An 18,134-nucleotide genomic window follows, 5' to 3' on the forward strand; every position below is an offset into this window, starting at 1 on the left:
GTCGTTATCGATTGCCTCGTCGACGCTTTGTGTGTCTGCCACGGAACCTTCACCGGGCGCTATAGAAATGGGGCGTTCCGCCATCAGATCGATCCATAGGAACAACTCGAAACAAGCATCCCCCGTAACGCCCCTTCCAGATTGCGGCAAGATTAACGGCCGCTATTCATGCATCTTCCAGAAGCAACTTCCCGATGCACTGTGCCAGCCTCAAAGATCTTGCGTCAACCAACGTTCAACGTGACCCAGATCACGCGACGGAGCTCTAAAAATACGAATCTGTCGGGTTAAATCGGTCACCCGCCAGTGTCATGCCTTCGGTAAATCGACCCGGCCACGGCAATTTTTCTGTGAAGTTTGTTGACCGTCCCACCACCTTGCGGTATGGGCTGGTCGATTCCAATCCATGAAATCGCGCAGTGGTTTATACGGCGACACCGGTGATACCGTCGCCCCCGAAGTGATCACGTGGGACCGAAAAAACGGAAACCCGCCCAACGGTCGGCCGGAGGAACGCTCACCGGCTCCGATTCACCGATCCGAGAAAGACAGCAGGCGGCCGTACGGGCCTGCCGATGCGACACCCGGCACAGCTGACGCGGACTGCCTCACAACCGACGACGACAGTGATGGTGACGGTGACGGCACGGGCACCGTGCACACCGACGCAGGGCGAATGCAGGGGAATTCGAAGCGCTGCAAGGGGGGCTTGAATGACAACGGAACAGCCGTTGAACGGCATGACCGTCATCGCGGCGGGCCATGACACCACGGCCGCGCTGCTGGTCAAGCTGCTCGTGGACCTCGGCGCCCGTGCGACACCCGTGGGCGAACGCCCGCAGCCGGCCGGCGGGTTCGAACGGTGGCTGCGCACCGGCCTGGCACCCGCCGTCGGATGGGACGAGGCGGACCGGCTGCTGGGCGGGGCCGATGTGCTGGTGTGCGACGCGCGGGGCGGCGACCGTCTCGCCGAACGCGGCCTGGATCCCCGGACATTACTCGAGGCGTACCCCGAACTGGTCACCGTACGGCTGAGCGCGTTCGGCCTCACGGGCCCGTTGCGCGACGCACCGGCCACCGAACGGACCCTGCAGGCGCTGGCCGGGCTGACCGCGGCGACCGGAGCCGAAGGGGAACCCCCGGCCACGTCCACGGTCGGCCTCGCCTCCCGCACCGCCGCGCTCTCCGGCCTGATCGCCGTCACGGCCCAGCTCATCGGCCGCGCACGCGGCGCCGGCGGCGACTACCTGGACATCGCCGAGTTCGACAGCCTCCTCACCCATGTCGGCACCATCCTGCCGAGCGTCGCCCTCACCGGCCGCCCACCACGGCGCACGGGCAACCGGCACGGCATGGCCGCCCCGTGGAACACCTATCCCTGCCGCGACGCGCCCGTCGTCATCTGCACCATGGGCGAGACGATGTGGCGGCGGCTCGCCACTCTGGCCGGACGGCCGGAGCTCATCGACGACCCGCGGTTCGCCGACACCGCCGCCCGGGTGCGGCACGCCGGCGAGCTCGACGGCGCCCTCGCCGAGTGGACCGCCGGACACGAGGCCGACGAGCTCGTGGCCCGGCTGCGTGCGGAGGGAATCCCGTCCGCACGGATCGCGACGCCCGAAGACGTACGGCACGGCACCGCGGCCCGGCGCCGCGGCCTGGCGACCGGCCCGCTCGGCGAGCCGGGCAGCCCGCTGCGCTCGCTGGTGCCGACCGTGCACACCACTGGACCGTCCCCCCGGCAGGGCCGCCTGTGGGAGCCGATACCGCGCGGGAGCCCACCGTTGAGCGGGGTCCGGCTGCTGGAGGTCGGCTCGTACACGGCCGGACCGCACGCGGGCAGGCTGCTCGCCCAACTGGGCGCCGACGTGCTGAAGGTCGAGCCGCCGCGGGGCGAGGGCTCCCGGCACCTGGCCCAGCGCGTCGGACCGGTCGGCTATCTGTACGTCGTCAACAACGCGGGCAAACGTTCCTGCCGGCTCGACCTGGGCGACCCCGGCGACCGGAGCACGTTCGACGGCCTGATCGCGAACGCCGACATCCTGCTCACCAACCTCGCGGCCGACACACTGGCCGCGGGCGGCATCGCGCCGGAGCAGGTACTGCCCCGGCACGCCGTCGTGCACTGCGCGGTGACCGGCCACGGCCTGGCCGCCGCCGACCGCAGCGTCGACACGGTGATCCAGGCCGAATCCGGGGTGATGCACCTGGTGGGCGGCGCGACCGGCACGCCGCAGCGCACCCCGGTCTCCAGCGCCGACGTGATGGGGGCCTATCTGGCCGCCGCGGCCGCCATCGTGTCGTCCTACGTCCGCCTGCGCACGGGCGCCGGGGCCACCGCCGACGTCGCGTTGTTCGACGCGGCGGTGTGGGCGACACAGGACCGGTGGTTCGACGACGTTCCGGTGGAGGCGCCGCAGTTGATCGAGGCGGCGGACGGGACGGTCGTCGCCGACACCGCACGACCGCTGCCCGGGACCGGCGGCCCGGTCTCCGCGGTCGTCGAGGCGGCGGCGGCCGCCGGGCTGCCGGCCGCCCCCCTGCACGATCTGACCCGGGTGGTGCGGCATCCGCAGGTCCGCGCCCGGCACATGGTCGTCGAACAGGCCTGCGCGGGCACCACCGTGCTGATCACGGGCAACCACCTGCGTTCCCTGCTGCGGGGCGCACCGGCACCGGGTCCGGCTCCGGTGGACCACGACGAGCCCGCCTGGCTCGTGCCCACCACGCTCGTGCCCACCACGATCGAAGGACAAGGATGAAGGTCTTCCAAGCGCTGGCGGACGCGCTGGCCCGGCACGGCGTCGACACCGTCTTCGGGCTGATGGGCAACGCCAACCTGCTCTACCTGCCAGCGTTCGCGGACACCGGGGGGCGTTTCGTCGCAGTGACCCACGAGGCGGGCGCGGTCGCCATGGCCGACGGCTACGCACGGATGTCAGGCAGGGTCGGCGTGGCCTCGGTGACGCACGGCCCCGCGTTCACCAACACCCTGACCTCCCTGGTCGAGGCCGTCCGCAACCGCAGCCACGTCCTGCTGATCACGGGCGACCCGCCGCCGGTGCCCAGCCATTTCCACCACTTCGACATCGAGACGGCCACCACCGCGGCGGGCGCGGCGTACGAGAAGGTCTACGAGCCCGCGTCGCTGGTCCGGGACCTCAACCGGGCGCTGCGGCGGATCGTCGCCGAGCGGCGGCCGGTCGTGCTCAACATCCCCATCGCCTTCATGCAGGCCGAGGCCGGCGAACAGGCCCCGGTGGTACTGCCGGTGGCACCGCCGGCCGCCGCGGGGCCGCGCCCGGAAGCACTGGACGGCGCGCTGGGCCTGATCACCTCGGCGCGGCGTCCCCTGGTGCTGGCCGGGCACGGCGCGGCCGTATCGGGGGCACGGGACAGCCTCACCGGGCTCGCCGACCGCCTCGGCGCGGCGCTGGCGACCACCGTGGCGGCCAAGGAGATGTTCGCCGGCCATCCCCGCGACATCGGCATCTTCGGCAGCCTCGCGCACGGCGTCGCGAGCACGGTCATCGCCGAGTCCGACTGCGTGATCGCCTTCGGCGCGAGCCTCAACATGTGGACCGCGCTCAACGGCGAGCTGTTCAGGGGCAAGAAGGTCGTGCACGTGGACACCGACCCGGCGCGGTTCGGCTCGTACACGCCGGCCGACGAGTGCGTGGCCGGGGACGCCCGGCTGACCGCGGAGGCGATGAACGCGCTGCTGGACGAGGCCCTGCCACCCGGCGGGAAGCGGCACTGGGCCGAGCGGATCGAGAAGGCGATGGCGGACTGGACTCCGCAGGACGACTTCGCCGACCGCAGCGGCCCGGGCACGGTGGACATCCGCTCGGCCATGATCCGTCTGGACCGGGTGCTGCCCGAACGGCGCACGGTGGTCAGTGACATCGGCCGCTTCAATGTGGGTGTCTGGCCCTATCTGCGGGTGGCGGACCCGCTGCACTTCACCGTCATGGGCGCTTTCGGTTCGATCGGGCTCGGGCTGGCCGGGGCCATCGGCGCGGCGATGGCGGGCCGGGACCGGCCCGTGGTCGCCACGGTCGGGGACGGCGGATTCATGATGCACCTGGCGGAGCTCACCACCGCGGTGCGCCAGAAGCTGCCGCTCGTCGTGGTCGTCCTCAACGACGGCGCCTACGGCGCCGAGCACTACAAGCTGAGGAACCACGGCTACGACCCGGCCCATTCGGCCTTCGCCTGGCCGGACCTCGCCGACCTGGCCACCGTCATGGGCGCGCGGGCGCTGACCGTCCGCGAGGCCGGGGAACTCGACGCCGTCGGGGAGCTTCTACCGAAGCTCGACGGCCCGCTCCTGATCGACGTCCGGCTCGACCCGGACGTCAACCTCGTCCGGTACTGAAAGGGAGGGACATGCCAGGCATCAGCACGCTGACCGCGGCCGACGGCACCGCGCTCGCCCTGCACCGGTGGACGGTGACCGGTGCCACCGCGGCGCTGTTCTACATCCACGGCATCCAGAGCCACGCCGGCTGGCTGTACGAGACCGGTCCCGAGCTCAACGCGCGCGGCATCGACGTCTACGCCCTGGACCGCCGGGGCTCCGGGCGCAGCGGAGGGCTTCGCGGGCACCTGCCGTCGGCCGGGCAGGTCCTGGACGACCACGCGCACGCGCTGCGGGTCGTGGCCGAGGAGGTGGGCGGCCGCGGCCTGGCCGCCCTGGGCCAGAGCATGGGCGGCAGCGTGCTGGCCGCCCTGTGGTGCGGCCACGACCTGCCGGTGCACAGGCTGATCTTCTGCGCGCCTGCGCTGGGGCAGCAGCGCGCACGCCACGCGCCGGCCGTCCTCGAGGACCGCCGCGGCCGTACCGGGCACGCTCCCCAGCCGGTCGGGCTCGCCGACGAGGACTACACCGACCTGCCCGGCTACCGGACGTTCCTGGCGGCCGATCCCCTGATGCTGCGTGAGGTCACGTCGGCGACCCAGGCGACGCTGGTGCGCCTGGAGGACCTCTACACCGGCGCGTCACCCCGGACCGCGCTCCCCGTCGACCTGGCCCTGCCCGCCCGTGACCCGATCATCGACCTGACCGCCGCGCGCGCGGTGCTGCACTGCCTGGCACCCGGGGCCCGCGCGGAGGTCTTCGGGGCCGACCGGCACTATCTCGAGTTCACCACGGCCAGGACCGCGTACTGGGACTGGCTGGCCGCTCGCGTCCTGGAGGCCGCGTGATCAGCCACGTGCGACTGCACACCGCGACCGTGCCCATGGCCACGGCCTTCGACCACGCCACCCGCTCGCGCCGGCGGTCGGAGTCCGTCCTGGTCGAGCTGTGGGCGGGCGGTGTGCGCGGGTGGGGCGAGGGAGCCCCGCGCGGCTACGTCACGGGCGAGACGCTGGAGAGCACGGCCGAGGCCTTACAGGCGTGCGACGTCGCCGCGCTCGCCGACCGGATCGACTGGCGTACGTTCGACGGCACCGTCGCGTCCGTCGCCGCGCTGGACCTGCCGGAGCTCGTCGCCGGCCCGTCGGCCGCGGCCGCGCTGGAGATCGCCCTGCTCGACGCGGTGTGCAGGCGCTTCGACCGGCCGCTGGCCGACGCCCTGCGGGTGCTCGGCGCGCCCGCCCGGCCGCGCCGGAGCGGGCCGGCGAGCGTGAGCCTGGTGATCCACCTCTCCCGCGACGTCGCCGCGACGCTGGACGCCCTGGAGCCGCGTGCCCTGGCGGAGCTGCGGCACGTGAAGATCAAGGTGGCGGATCCCGCCGACGCCGCCCGGCGGCTGTCCGCGGCGCGCGACCGGTTACCGGCCGGCGCCCGCGTCTCGCTGGACGTCAACGGAAGCTGGTCCCCGGCCGAGGCCGAGGAGGTCGCGGGCGGACTCACCGGGGTGGCGTGGGTCGAGGAGCCCCTCGCGCCGCGTTCCTGGCCGGAGCTGGCGCGGCTGCGGCGGCGCACCGGGCTGCCGGTCATGCTCGACGAGTCGTGCACCGGCCCGGCGGACCTGCACACCGCCGTCGACACCGGTGCGGCCGACCACATCAACGTACGGCTGTCGAAGTGCGGCGGGTTGTTCGCCGCCGCACGGCTGGCGGCCAGGGCCGAGGAGCTCGGCGTCGGCTGCCAGTTGGGCGTGCACGTCGCCGAGGTCGGACCGCTCTGGGCGGCGGGCCGGGCGCTGGCCACCGAGTGGGGGCCGTGGCAGACGGTCGAAGCGGGCCGGGGGGACGAATGGTTCCCCGACCGGCTGACCCGGCCGCCGTTCACGGTCGACAGGGTCCGGCACCAGGTGATGCCCCTGGCCGGGCCGGGCATCGGCATCGAACCCACCGAGGCACTGCTGCGGCACACGCGGTGCCTGGCGGCATGGCGACCCGACAGCGGCTGGCAGAGGAAGTGATGACACCACCACAGCGAGTGGCCCTGGTGACGGGCGCGGGCAGCGGCATCTGCGCGGAGGTCGCGCGCGGCCTGGCCGGCCGGAACATGCGGCTCGTCCTGCTGGACAAGGACCCCGAGGCGGTGCACCGCCTCGCGGACGAGCTCGGTGACCGGCTGGCGTGCGACCCCCTGGTCGTCGACGTGACCGACACGCGGGCGCTGGAGTCCGCCATCGCCTCGTTGCCGGACGACCGCAGGCCCGGCGTCCTGGTGAACGGCGTGGGCGGCGACACCCGGGGGCGCCCACTGACCGAATTGACCGAGGCCGACCTCCAGACGGCCGTCGCGCACAACCTGAGCAGCGTGTTCAACACGACCAGGCTCTGCGCGCCGGCGATGATCGAGGCGGGCTGGGGCCGCATCGTCAATCTGGCGTCGGTCGCGGGCCGCACCTACACCCGTTTCAGCAACGCCGCGTACGTCGCGGCGAAGGCGGGCGTCATCGGGTTCACCAAGCAGTGCGCCTTCGAACTGGCCCCGCACGGCATCACCGTGAACGCGGTCGCCCACGGGGCCATCGGCACCGAACGCATCCGCCTGGCCTGGCAGGACAAGCCCGCGCAGTGGATGGCCGACAGGGTCGGCCACATCCCGGCCGGCCGGTTCGGCACCGTGGCGGAAGCCGCGGGCATCGTCTGTCACCTCTGCGACGAGGACTCCGGGTACACCACCGGCGCGGTCGTCGACGTCAACGGCGGACTGCACATCTGAGGAACGAGAACGGAGAGCTGGACATCGATGAGCCTGGAACTCACCGACCGCGTCATCGTGGTCACCGGGGCCGGCAGCGGCATCGGACGGGCGGCGGCCCGGCTGTTCGCGCGGCTCGGCGCGCGCGTCGTCCTGGCGGGCCGCACCGAGGAGACCCTGCGGGAGGCGGCCGCCGGCCTGCCCCCGGAGAACCACCTCGTGGCGCCCTGCGACGTCGCCGATCCCGAGCGGGTGGACGCCCTCGTGGCCGACACGATCGCCCGGTTCGGCCGGCTGGACGGGGCGTTCAACAACGCGGGCACCTTCGGCGCGTTCGGCCCGCTGCACGAGGACACCCCCGCCAACTTCGACAGCGTCGTCGCCACCAACCTCCGCGGGGTGTGGGCGTGCGTGCGCGGCCAGACCCGGGCCATGCTGGCCACGGGCGGCGGCTCCATCGTGAACTGCGCGTCGGTGGCCGGGCACATCGGCCACGCCCAGAGCCCGGTGTATTCGGCGACCAAGCACGCCGTCATCGGCCTGAGCAAGTCGGCGGCGCTGCAGTACGCGGGCGACGGCATCCGGGTCAACGTGGTCAGCCCCGGATCCACCGACACGCCCATGCTCCGCGACCTCTACGCCGACCCCGACGCCCTGGCCCTGCGAGCCCGCCGGGCCCCGCTGGGCCGGCTCGGCACCTGCGAGGAGGTGGCCAACGCGGCCGCCTGGCTGATCAGTCCGCTGTCCGGATACGTCACGGGGCAGACGATCGTCGTCGACGGCGGCGTCACGGCCGGCTCGGCCGTACCCCGGAGCGACCGCCCCGGCGAGCGTCCCGGCGATCGCTTGGGGGAAGGGGCAGGCCGCTCGTAGCCGCGCTCTGCCCGCCCGTGCTGCCGCTCAGTCGCGCGGGCGGACGTGGAGGTCCAGGCCGTTCGTCCCCGGTGCCTCCACGTCCGGCAGCAGCCGCATGTCGTGGTCGTAGTCGCCGCCGACGAGCGAACGGAAGGGGACCGGCTCGTCCGTGAAGAGCCGGTCGAGCCGGCGCCCGTACTCCCGCTTCGCCGCCTCGACCCGCTCCTCCGGCAGGTCGTTCGCGCCGTACACCGCGAACGGTTCGAGCGGCGCCATGCCGGTGAACCAGAACAGGCCGTGCTGCACCGGATGGAGGACGTCCGCCAGCCGCCCGTGGATGCCCCGGTCGGAGAACGCCGACTCCCGGGCACCGGCCGTCACCGACACCAGCGCGCGCCGCCCCGCCAGGGCGCCCTCGGCATAGGGCGGAGGGACCGCCGGGCCGTAGCCGAAGCCGGCGGTGAACACCCGGTCGACCCAGCCCTTCAGGATCGCGGGCATCGAGAACCACCACATCGGGAACTGCAGGATCACCGCGTCCGACCAGCGCACCTTCTCCTGCTCGGCCGAGACGTCGGCCGACAGCCGGCCGTCCAGCGTGGCCCGTTCGGAGGCGGCCATCACCGACAGCCGCCGGTCCCCGGGGTGGTCGGGGAAGTCGTCGGCGTCCACCGCCGCCTTCCACTTCATCGCATAGAGGTCGGACACCCGCACCTCGTGTCCTGCCGCACGCAGGTGCTCGACCGCGAAGGCGGTCAGGTTGGCGTTGAGCGAACGGGGCTCCGGGTGGGCGCTGACGACGAGGATCTTCTTCTGCTGCCGCGACGTGGTTTCGGTCATGACGCCACGTTCTCCCGGGCGCGGCCGGGCAGCCAGCACCCTGTTGTTCCTGGTACTGCGAGGGCCACCCATACTTGAGCGCATGAGCGGCGTGATCAAGGACGTGAGCAGCGACGGAATCGACGGGGTCGGTGACACCCGGCGGGCGCTCGGCGGTTTCCTGCGCGCCCGCCGGGGGCGCGTCGCTCCGGAGCACGTCGGGCTCGCCGGAGGCCGGCGCCGGCGGGTGCGCGGGCTGCGCCGCGAGGAGCTGGCCCAGCTCGCGGGGATCAGCGTGGACTACTACGTACGCCTCGAGCAGGGCCGGGCCACCCAGCCGTCCCTCGAGGTGCTCGACGCGCTCGCCAAGGCGCTCGGCCTCGACACGGCGGAGCGCGATCACCTCACCACCCTGGCCTGCGGCAGGCGCGCCCCCGCACCCCGGGCCCGGGTCAGCCCCCTGCTGCGGCGGCTCCTGGACTCCATGACCCGCATGCCGGCCTTCGCGACCGACCACCGCCTCGACGTGGTGGCCTGGAACAGCCTGGGCGCCGAACTGACCGGCGGCCTGGACGACCCCGAGCGCCGCGACCGGAACAACGCCAGGTACCTCTTCCTCGACCCCGCCTCCCGGCTCGTCCACCCGGACTGGGAGGACAGGGCCAGGGAGGCCGTGGGGCAGCTGAGGGTCGCCACGGGGCGCTACCCCGACGACGCGGAACTGGCCGAGCTCGTCACCGAACTGGTCGCGCTCAGCGCCGAGTTCCGCGAGATCTGGGACAGCGGCGAGGTCGTGACGTGCGCGGCGGGACGGAAGCGGCTGCGTCACCCGGAGGCCGGGCTGCTCACCCTGGACTTCGAGACGCTGCACGTGCCGGCGGCCCCGGGCGAGACGGGGCTGTTGGTGCACGTGTTCAGCGCCGAGGAGGGCAGCCGGGAGGCCGTCGCCCTCGCCGGGCTGGCCATGACCCTGACGGAGACGCCCGAGCCGCGCGCGGGGTGACCGGGGGCGGCCCCGGGGGAGAACGGTTCGACCTGTCACAGGCCCGGAACGCCGCCGTCCAGGACGGCGGGAGTCATCCGGCGTCAGGACCGTCGGGGGCGGCCCGGCGGCGGACCTGGTCCTCCTGGGCGAGCCGTCGCAGCAGTTCGAGCATGGGGCCGGAGAGAGCGAGGACGATGACCGCCTGTTCGGCCAGGGCCGGTGAGTCGTCGAAGGCGGCCGCGCGCTCGAGGTCCAGGCGGGCGATGGAATGGGCCAGCTCCGCGTAGGCGACGAGCCTTTCCGGCCGGTAGTCCGCGTCGAGCCGCCTGAGCTCCCTCAGCGCCGTCGTCAGCCCCCGGAAGTGGGGGGAGGTGCTGGGGACCTGCCAGTCCATGGCCGCGATCAGGCCCGCCACGTCCGCTTCCGCGGCCGATTCGGCGGCCGCGTCCCGGTCGGCGTCCCCGGCCGAGGCCGCCGTGACGGGCACGGGCAGGGCGTAGCTGATCGCCTCGAGGGTCTTGTCGGTGCTCTCGGCCTGGTCGACCGCCGCCAGGACGTCGCGGGTGGCGGCGATGGACAGCCCGCCCAGGGTGGTCAGCGCCTTGATCAGCCGCAGCCGCTGGACGTGCTCCTCCCCGTACTCGGCCAGCGTCGCGGCCGTCGCCCTTCCGGCGGGCAGCAGGTCTTCCCGCCGGAAGTACTTGATGCTGGCGACCGGCACGCCGGTCCTGCGGCTGAGCTCCGAGATCTTCATACGGCGTCCTCGCTGATGGTGCGGCCGGACATCCGCCGCCGGTGACGACTGGACACCCTAAGAAGATACTGCCACTATCCAGTACTGGATACCCAAAGTATCTAGCTACTCTATGTAACCATCCGGAGCAGTCATGCCTTCCCCTCAGCCTCCCTCCGCGCTCCGCAGCCCGCGGCTGTGGATCGGATCGGGCCTCATCCTCGCCGTGGTCTCCACCCTGTTCGCCCTGCTCTATGTGGGTGGCAACGTGAACCCCAAGGGCAACCTTCGCGACCTGCCCGTCGCCCTGGTCAACAGCGACCGCGGCGCCGACACGGGCGGCAAGCACGTCAACCTCGGCGACCAGGTCGTCTCGGGCATCAAGAAGAACGCCGCGAACAACCACAGCATCGACTGGCAGGTCCTCAGCCGGAAGGAAGCCGACAAGCGGCTGGGTCAGGGCAAGGTCTTCGGCGCGCTCGTCGTGCCGAAGGACTTCACCGCCGCGGTGTCGGGGCTGACCAGCCCGCAGCAGAAGCAGGCCGCCCGGCCGACCCTGACGGTGCTGACCAACCAGTCGGCCGGCAGCATCGGCTCCTCCATGGCCAGCCAGGCGACCCAGAAGGCCGCCCACGCCGCCTCGGCCCAGATCGGCAAGGAACTCCTCAGCCGTGCGAACAAGCAGGGGGCCCGGCTCGCCCCGGCCGCCCAGCTGATGCTCGCCGACCCCGCGGCCGTGGAGATCGCCGACGGCCACCCGGTCGGCTCGCACAGCGCCATGGGCCTGAGCGCCTTCTACTACGCACTGGTCCTGGTCGTCTGCGGCATGCTCGGCGCCAACGCGATCAGCTCGCAGGTCGACACCGCCCTCGGCTACGTGCACACCGACTTCGGGCCCTTCCGCCAGCGCATGCCCGTGCAGCACACCAGCCGGGTGCGCACGCTGGCCATCGGCACCGTCCTGATGCTCGGCCTCTCGGTCGTCATGGGTTCGCTCGTCCAGGTGGCCACCGTCGGCATCCTCGACATGGACGCCTCCCACCTCGGTCTGCTGTGGGTCTACTCCGTGGCCACCATCGCGGTCGTCGGCGTGAGCGCCCTGGCGCTGCTCGCCGCCTTCGGCACGCCCGGCATGCTGCTCTCGGCCATCATCTTCGTCGCCATGGCCGTCCCCTCCTCCGGAGCGACCGTCCCGCTGCAGGCACTGCCCGACTTCTTCCGCGCGCTCGGTGAATTCGAGCCGCTCCGGCAGATCACCGGGGGCCTGCGCTCCATCCTCTACTACGACGCCCAGGCCGACGCCGGCCTCGCCCGCGCCTGGGTCTCCATGGGCATCGCCCTGGCCGTCTCCGTCGTCTTCGGCTTCGGCGTCACCCGCCTCTACGACCGCAAGGGCCTGCACCGCATCCCCCGTCCCACCGACACCGACGAGTCCGCCGACTCCGACGAGTCCGACAAGGCCGCCGAGTCCGCACCGGCACCGGCATCGGCCTGAGGGGCGTAGCAACACCAGAGCGGCGAGGGCCCGTGCCGGTCGGCACGGGCCCTCGCCGCTCGCTCATTTCCGGCCTCAGCGGCTGAGGGCCTCGAGGTGCCGGTACAGCGCCTGGTGCCCTTCGGCGGTGGGATGCAGGCCGTCGACGAACAGTTCGGCGCTGTCGCGCAGCGGCTCCCACATGTCGAGGAAGTCGACGTAGTTCTCGGCGCACCAGGCCTGTATGGACTCCCGCAGGTCCAGCGCCCGCGCCCGGGTGAAGCGCAGGCCCCCGTAGTCGCCGGTGCGTGCTTCGTCCAGCCACGCCGGTCCCGCGACGACGAGTCGCGCGTTGTGGCTCAGGGCCGTGGCGGCCAGCGAGCCGAGGTTGTCCGCGAGGTGCGCCAGCCCGTCGCGGGGGGCCTGTGACGTGGCGAGGGGCAGGGCCGAGTCGTTGATGCCGGCGGCGACCAGGAGGGTGTCGGGCAGGCGAGCGGCCAGGAGCGCGGGCGTCTGCTCACTGACACCGGTCAGGGTGCTGCCGGGGATGGCCAGGTTGAAGACCCGGTGTGCGGCCTCGTTCCGGGCGATGTGAGTGGCCGCCAGGTGCGCCGCCCATCCTCCGCGCGGATCGCAGCGCCCGTAGGCGATGCTGTCGCCCACGATCACGATGCGCTCCGCCGAGCGCAGCGGCTTCGCGTCCAGGTAGGCCCAGGCGGTCTCCCCCGAGGAGAGGAGCACCCGCCGGCGGGCGTAGTCGTCGACCTCGTAGGCGTCGGCCGCCGCGAGGTCCTCGTCGCTGAGGCGCAGGACGGCGCCCTCGACCACGGCTCCGTACTCACGCTCCAGAGTCAGGTGCACGTCGAGGCCGCTGGCGTCGATCACGGACTGGTCGGTGATCGGCAGGGGCCTGGTCGTGTAGCCGGTCAGCGACGCCGCCGAACTGGGCACGGCGTGGCCGAAGAGAGCGGTCTGGACCCGCTCGTCCATCAGCGTGCCGAAGGAAAACAGGGAGTGGGGACGGGACTCGGTCACCGTGAGCGCCATGGCCTTTCTTCAAGGAATGATCACTCCACCCTAATGACCGAGCCGGGCCGCGGGACAGGCCGGGGAGGCCCACCGCACACCCCTCACCTGCGACGACGCCCCGCCGACCCCACCGGCGCCCTCCCCCGCGCCGGCGGCGTACGGCGAACGTCAGGCCAGGTCGAGCAGCTGCTCGTAGAAGCCGCCGAACCGGCGCCGTTCGTCGACGAGGTGCAGCTCCAGGATCCAGTGGCAGACCCGTCCCGCGCGGTCGGTGCGGCGCAGGAGGCCGTCGTTGTCGGGCGTGATGTAGGACTGGGCCTTCACGCCCTCGTTGGTCTGGTGCGGGAACTCGCCGACGAGGTGCCCCGCGTGCCAGATGCCGATCTCCCAGCCGGCCTCGGCGGCCAGGCGCTCGACCTCGGCGTACAGCTGCTTGCCGGTGATCTCGGGATCGGCCTCGAACGCGGCGCGCCCGGCGTCGAAGATGCGGGGGAGGTCGCGTACGAGCCGGTGCTTGTCCGGGTCGTCACCGAAGACGTAGGTCCGGCCGAAGTCCGCCTCGTACTCCTCGAAGATCGGGCCGAAGTCGGCGAAGGCGATGTCGTTCTCGCCGATGAGGCGGTCCGGCGGGTTCTCCTGGTACGGGGCGAGGGTGTTGGGGCCGGATCGGACGATGCGCTTGTGCCAGTGCTTGGTCGTGCCGAACATCTCGTTCGCCAGGTCCCGGATGCGGTCGCTCGCCTCCCGCTCCCCCACCCCGGGGGTCACCAGCCCGCGCGCCTCCACCTCGGCGAACAGCGCGATCGCCTTCTCCTGTGCGGCTTCCAGGCCCGCGACGCGTCGGGCCTCGTCGTGCCCGGGCGGATCCACTGCCATGTTCGATTCCCCCACTTCACCTGGAACGGTGGTCTGCTCCTCGCGACGGCGGACCGGCCCGCTCGTACGCAGGCGGCCCCGCCACGCCCACGGGCGCGGAGCCGCCGCCACCGGAAAAACCTTTCATCGGCCACGCGTTCGTCAGCTTAGCCATCCACCGAGCCGCGCATCTGCGTGTCGATCACCACACCGTTCCGCGCGGGCGCACGGGAATACGGGACGCCGGCCACCCGCCCGCCCGGCCGGGCGGCTTCCTGTCCTCCGCCCGGTGTCACGTGCTCACTTGACGTGAATCGTGACCTTCCAGCGGGGGGTCACGTGAGGGCAGGTGTGACCGGGCCTGGCGACGACGCAGCGACGGTGGGCGGTGATGTCGCCGGCGCCGAGGGCGGAGGCGGTGAAGTCGGCGGAGGCGTCCCCGTTCGATGCGGTACTGCCGCTGTCCCGGCCGAGCACGTCGGGTGCGGACGTCGTGGGCTCGTCCCACGCCCACTTCTCGCCGTTCCTCGTGACGGCGCGCAGCTGGACCCTGACGCGGTCACCCTGATGAACGGTGACGGAGCGCCCGTTGTCGGCGTTGGACAGCGTCGCGATGGCGCGCACCGCCGCCGCGGCATCCGGAAACGCCGCCGGGACGGTCATCGCGGCGGCGAGGGCAGTGGTGGCGAGCAGCGTCCTGCCGAGCATGAATCGGTCCTCCCCCTGGGACTGACGGCCTGTGCGGCCAGGCTAGGAGCCGACCACAGGCCGGGACACGGCCGATCCGGCTGTTTCACTCGAAGGGGAGCAGGCCCGCACACGACCACGAAGGCCACGGCGGGCCGTCCGGGGCCCGCCGTGGCGGTTCAGCTCTCGAAGGTCGCGCGCAGCGCCGTGGCGAAATCCGCCGGGTGCGTCAGGAAGCCCACGTGTCCGCCCGGGAATTCCACGATCCCGGTGCCCACGCTGTCCGCGAGGGCGCTCGTCGTACGGTGGAGCAGCGTCCGCGGCCCCTCGCCGCCGGTCACCAGCGTGAACCGCGCCGAGCGCAGTGCGGCGACGTCCGGCCTGAACCGGACGAACGAGCGGAGCTCGTACTTCAGGCAGGTGTCCACGTTGGCCCTCAGGCGCGCCAGCACCTGCCGCACCGGCTCGGGCAGTTCCTCCGCCGGTTCCGGCGGCGCGTCCACGCCGAGCGCGTCGCAGAACTTCTGGAGGGCGGGGTCGAGACCCTCGCGCTCGTGCAGCTCGCAGACCTCCTGGAAGAACGCGTGCCAGCGGTCCGCGTCGGGCAGGAGGTCGATCACGAACGGCTCGTGCGCCACCAGCGCCCGCACCTGGCCGGGGTGCCGGGCCAGCAGGTCCATGCCGATCATCCCGCCGTAGCTGGTGCCGAAGACGTACGCCGGTTCGCCGCCGGCGACCGCGCTCAGCAGCAGGTGGGCGTCCTGGCCGTGCCCCTCGATCCGCTGCTCCTCGGGCGGGCCGGTGAGGCGGCTGCGGGAGTTGCCGCGCAGGTCGAACGTGATGACGGTGCAGTACTCCGCCAACAGCGCGGCCAGCGGCCCGAAGAGGGCCGCGTCACCGTCACCACCGTTGACGAGCAGAAGCGGCCGGCCCGATCCGCGCACTTCGTAGTAGATCTCGGCCCCGGGCACGGTCAACATACCTGTCTCCATAGGACCATCAGGGTGCACCGGCGACGGGACGTCCGGCAATGGCCCGTGCGTGGCAATTCCGCACGATACGTTCAGCCTCCGGCGACGACGAAGTCGAAGGTCGCCTGCTTCGCGGGACCGGCCTGGCGGACGTTCATCAGGAGGGCCGCGTTGAAGATCGGGTCGGTGTTGTTGCGGGGCTCACCGGGGAAGTAGAGCTGGGTGGTGAGGATGGGGCCACCGGGGGCCTGGACCTTGACATGGATGTGGCGGGTGCGGCTCGGATAGAGCCCGGGGACGATCGTGGTCAGCGCGAACGCTCCGCGTACGTCGGTGTACTGATGCCCTCTCAACCGGAATCCCGTGTTGTCGTACGCGCCGGCCGTGTCCGCCTGCCAGAAGTCGAGCAGAGCGTGCGCGACCGGTCGGCAGGTCGGGCCGAAGACGTAGCCGCTGACCGTGAGCCGGGTGCCTCGCATGCCGGGTTCCAGCAGGGAGGCGCGTTCGGGAGAGTGGGGCTTGAAGTACGGGCCTTCGGTCTGCGGCGGCGTCGGGTCGTCACCGTCGTCGCAGTACGGCGTCGGGGTGAGGGGCGGGTCCGACGGCCGGTGGTCGCGCGCGAGGGCCACGCCACTGCCGAGCAGTGCCGGCATGGGCACCGCGATGAGTGCCGCCTTCAGCAGCGTCTTGCGGCTGACCGGCCGTTGCCCCACGGGCTCGGGGGTGCCGGTGCCGGTGTGCTCGTCGTCCGTCATGGTCCGCCTCCTGGGGGTGAGTGGCTCATTGACGAACCTAGGGAGGACGAACGGGCGGATCGATGGACTCCGTTCGGTGAACGTGGTGATTCCTTCGGGTCCTGTGGACGCGGGCCGGCGGCCCCGGGCTCACTCGTCCGCGGCCGCCCCCGAGGCCGCCCGCCGGAACGTCCCCGGGCTGATGCCGGTCTCCCGGCGGAAGAAGCGGCAGAAGTACGCGGGATCCGTGAACCCCACGCGCCGCGCGACCTGCCCCACGGCGAGGCCGGAGCCGGTCAGCAGCCGCTTCGCCTCCAGGAGCCGGGCCGCGCGCACCAGTTCGCCGGGGGTGCGGCCGGTCGCCTGCTTCACCACCTCGTTGAGATGGCCGACCGAGACGCCGAGGCGGGCCGCGTAGGCGCCGACGGACCCCTCGGCCCCCGCGCTCTCGGCCAGGAGCAGGCCGAACGTCCGGGCCACCTCCGCGGCCCGGCCGTCGCGACCGCCCGTGGCCGTGCCGTGCTCCCGCGCGGCGGGCAGGCGCAGGGCGCGGACGAGGAGGATGTGCAGGTAGGCCTCCAGTACGGAGGCGTAGCCGTCCGCCTTGGCGGTGCACTCCCGTTCCATCGACCGCACCAGCGTCCCGATGCCGGCGGCGTCCTCGCCCGGCCCGGCCGTCGGCCCGGGCGGCAGCCGCAGCCAGGACCGCTCGCCGAGCGCGCGCAGAAGGTGCCGGTCGCCGGGGCGGGTCAGGAGGAAGTCCTCGGTGAACAGCATCAGGACACCGCTCAGGTCGGACGCCGCTTCCCAGTAGTGCACCTGGCCGGGCAGCAGGACGCACAGGTGCGGCGGGTGCAGCGGCCGGCGGACGAGGTCGATGACGTGGGTCCCCGAGCCGCCGGTGACGTACACGATCTCGTAGAAGGTGTGCCGGTGGGGATAGCCCGCCCGGGAGTCGGGGCCGAGGGACTCGAACGAGCCCATGGCGAACGGCGGCACCTGCGGCGGGGGGACCCGCAGCCGGTGCAGGGGGACGGGGTCGGTGTGGTGCGCGTCGTCGTGCGTGCACGCGTTCATGCTCCGCCTCTCGGTCCGGGCGGCCCGGGCCCTCGGCCGGCTCACCGGCTGCCGCGCGCAGAACGTCCCCCGGAGTGTCCGATCCGGACATCACGGCACCGCAGGAAGCGGCTCAAAACCGCCTAAAACCTGAGTTTATTGGCTATTCGGTCGGGGAGTGATCTCTCGCTCTCAAGATTTTTGATCGCGGTGAGGTCACCGCAACAGCGTCACGTCAGCCACATTCGCCGAGACAGGAGCCCCGCGTGCTGCCTTCCATGCCACGCCACGTCCGTGAACGATTCCTCGCCGAACCGCGTGTCGGCGTCCTGGGTGTCACCGACTCCCGGGGCGGCGACCGCGCTCCCCTGACCGTGCCGGTGTGGTACGGCTACGAGCCCGGTGGCGAGGTCGTCGTCGGGACGGGCCGGGAGACCATCAAGGCGCAGCTCCTGCGCACCGCCGGGCGCTTCAGCCTCTGCGTGCAGGACGAGGCGCGGCCGTACCGGTACGTCAGCGTCGAGGGGCCGGTCACGGCGATCGAGGACCCGGTGGATCCGGCCGTACGGGAGGCCCTGGCCCACCGCTACCTGGACCCCGAGGAGGCGCGCGCGTATCTGGCGGCGACCTCGGCCCAGCTCGAGGACGACGTCCTCTTCCGCATGCGCCCGCAGCACTGGCGCTGCGCCGACTTCGCCGCGTTCGCGGCGGACTTCGCCGAGGAGGCCGCCGGCGTGGAGGGACGCACCGGCTGAGCACCGCCGCGTCAGCCGCACGGCTGTACCGGCCGCGTCGCGGCATCGCCGCATCGTCGCGCCGGCCGCACGGCCG

The 18,134-nt window shown here is 72.5% G+C and carries 17 protein-coding genes; 9 read left to right on the forward strand and 8 right to left on the reverse strand.

What is annotated here, in order from left to right; all coding sequences use genetic code 11:
* The first annotated feature begins 713 nt into the window (after positions 1-713).
* From IE295_RS26110 to IE295_RS26135, 6 genes are read left to right on the forward strand one after another with little or no spacing between them, the layout of a single operon-like run.
* The gene (locus IE295_RS26110) at positions 714-2,762 is read left to right on the forward strand and encodes a CoA transferase (RefSeq protein ID WP_190066215.1); all 2,049 of its coding nucleotides are present in this window, start codon (positions 714-716) and stop codon (positions 2,760-2,762) included.
* The gene (locus IE295_RS26115) at positions 2,759-4,378 is read left to right on the forward strand and encodes a thiamine pyrophosphate-binding protein (protein ID WP_190066216.1); all 1,620 of its coding nucleotides are present in this window, start codon (positions 2,759-2,761) and stop codon (positions 4,376-4,378) included. The genes IE295_RS26110 and IE295_RS26115 overlap by 4 nt, the downstream gene beginning before the upstream one ends.
* Positions 4,379-4,389: 11 nt before the next feature.
* Positions 4,390-5,208 (forward strand): alpha/beta hydrolase, encoded by an 819-nt coding sequence (locus tag IE295_RS26120; protein ID WP_190066217.1) that lies wholly within the window; start codon positions 4,390-4,392, stop codon positions 5,206-5,208.
* Complete coding sequence (locus tag IE295_RS26125) at positions 5,205-6,374, forward strand: enolase C-terminal domain-like protein (RefSeq protein ID WP_190066218.1); 1,170 nt, start codon at positions 5,205-5,207, stop codon at positions 6,372-6,374. Before IE295_RS26120 ends, IE295_RS26125 begins: the two co-directional genes overlap by 4 nt.
* Positions 6,374-7,126 (forward strand): SDR family NAD(P)-dependent oxidoreductase, encoded by a 753-nt coding sequence (locus IE295_RS26130; protein ID WP_190066219.1) that lies wholly within the window; start codon positions 6,374-6,376, stop codon positions 7,124-7,126. The genes IE295_RS26125 and IE295_RS26130 overlap by 1 nt, the downstream gene beginning before the upstream one ends.
* A gap of 27 nt (positions 7,127-7,153) precedes the next feature.
* Complete coding sequence (locus tag IE295_RS26135) at positions 7,154-7,978, forward strand: SDR family NAD(P)-dependent oxidoreductase (protein WP_190066220.1); 825 nt, start codon at positions 7,154-7,156, stop codon at positions 7,976-7,978.
* 27 nt (positions 7,979-8,005) lie between these two features.
* Here IE295_RS26135 and IE295_RS26140 read toward each other — a convergent pair whose 3' ends face one another.
* Entirely contained in the window at positions 8,006-8,800 is a 795-nt protein-coding gene (locus tag IE295_RS26140; protein WP_190066221.1) for an NAD(P)H-dependent oxidoreductase, read from the reverse strand.
* Between the two features lie 82 nt (positions 8,801-8,882).
* Here IE295_RS26140 and IE295_RS26145 point away from each other — a divergent pair, with 82 nt between their 5' ends.
* Entirely contained in the window at positions 8,883-9,782 is a 900-nt protein-coding gene (locus tag IE295_RS26145) for a helix-turn-helix domain-containing protein (RefSeq protein ID WP_190066222.1), read from the forward strand.
* A gap of 73 nt (positions 9,783-9,855) precedes the next feature.
* On the opposite strand, the gene IE295_RS26150 is transcribed toward IE295_RS26145, so the two are convergent.
* On the reverse strand, positions 9,856-10,518 hold the full coding sequence (locus IE295_RS26150) for a MerR family transcriptional regulator (RefSeq protein ID WP_190066223.1): 663 nt from the start codon (positions 10,516-10,518) through the stop codon (positions 9,856-9,858).
* 133 nt (positions 10,519-10,651) lie between these two features.
* Between IE295_RS26150 and IE295_RS26155 the strand changes: the two genes are divergently transcribed.
* Positions 10,652-11,992: a YhgE/Pip domain-containing protein gene (locus tag IE295_RS26155; RefSeq protein ID WP_190066224.1), complete on the forward strand. Its 1,341-nt coding sequence runs from the start codon at positions 10,652-10,654 to the stop codon at positions 11,990-11,992.
* Between the two features lie 75 nt (positions 11,993-12,067).
* Here IE295_RS26155 and IE295_RS26160 read toward each other — a convergent pair whose 3' ends face one another.
* From IE295_RS26160 to IE295_RS26185, 6 genes are all read right to left on the reverse strand, one after another.
* The gene (locus IE295_RS26160; protein WP_229923001.1) at positions 12,068-13,018 is read right to left on the reverse strand and encodes a GDSL-type esterase/lipase family protein; all 951 of its coding nucleotides are present in this window, start codon (positions 13,016-13,018) and stop codon (positions 12,068-12,070) included.
* 150 nt (positions 13,019-13,168) lie between these two features.
* Positions 13,169-13,876, reverse strand: coding sequence for a M24 family metallopeptidase (locus tag IE295_RS26165; protein WP_190066225.1), 708 nt, complete (start codon positions 13,874-13,876; stop codon positions 13,169-13,171).
* Positions 13,877-14,155: 279 nt separating this feature from the next.
* Positions 14,156-14,563, reverse strand: a complete 408-nt coding sequence (locus IE295_RS26170) for a hypothetical protein (RefSeq protein ID WP_190066226.1) — start codon at positions 14,561-14,563, stop codon at positions 14,156-14,158.
* Positions 14,564-14,721: 158 nt separating this feature from the next.
* Positions 14,722-15,522, reverse strand: coding sequence for an alpha/beta fold hydrolase (locus tag IE295_RS26175; RefSeq protein WP_190066227.1), 801 nt, complete (start codon positions 15,520-15,522; stop codon positions 14,722-14,724).
* Positions 15,523-15,605: 83 nt separating this feature from the next.
* Entirely contained in the window at positions 15,606-16,268 is a 663-nt protein-coding gene (locus IE295_RS26180; RefSeq protein ID WP_190066228.1) for a dioxygenase family protein, read from the reverse strand.
* A gap of 129 nt (positions 16,269-16,397) precedes the next feature.
* The gene (locus tag IE295_RS26185; RefSeq protein WP_190066229.1) at positions 16,398-17,324 is read right to left on the reverse strand and encodes a helix-turn-helix transcriptional regulator; all 927 of its coding nucleotides are present in this window, start codon (positions 17,322-17,324) and stop codon (positions 16,398-16,400) included.
* A gap of 245 nt (positions 17,325-17,569) precedes the next feature.
* On the opposite strand from IE295_RS26185, the gene IE295_RS26190 reads away from it, so the two are divergent.
* Positions 17,570-18,058 carry a pyridoxamine 5'-phosphate oxidase family protein gene (locus tag IE295_RS26190; protein ID WP_224323319.1) on the forward strand — a complete coding sequence of 163 codons (489 nt, stop codon included), beginning with the start codon at positions 17,570-17,572 and terminating at the stop codon, positions 18,056-18,058.
* The last annotated feature ends 76 nt before the right edge of the window (positions 18,059-18,134 follow it).

This window comes from Streptomyces griseocarneus, assembly GCF_014655595.1.
Classification (GTDB): Bacteria; Actinomycetota; Actinomycetes; order Streptomycetales; family Streptomycetaceae; genus Streptomyces; species Streptomyces griseocarneus.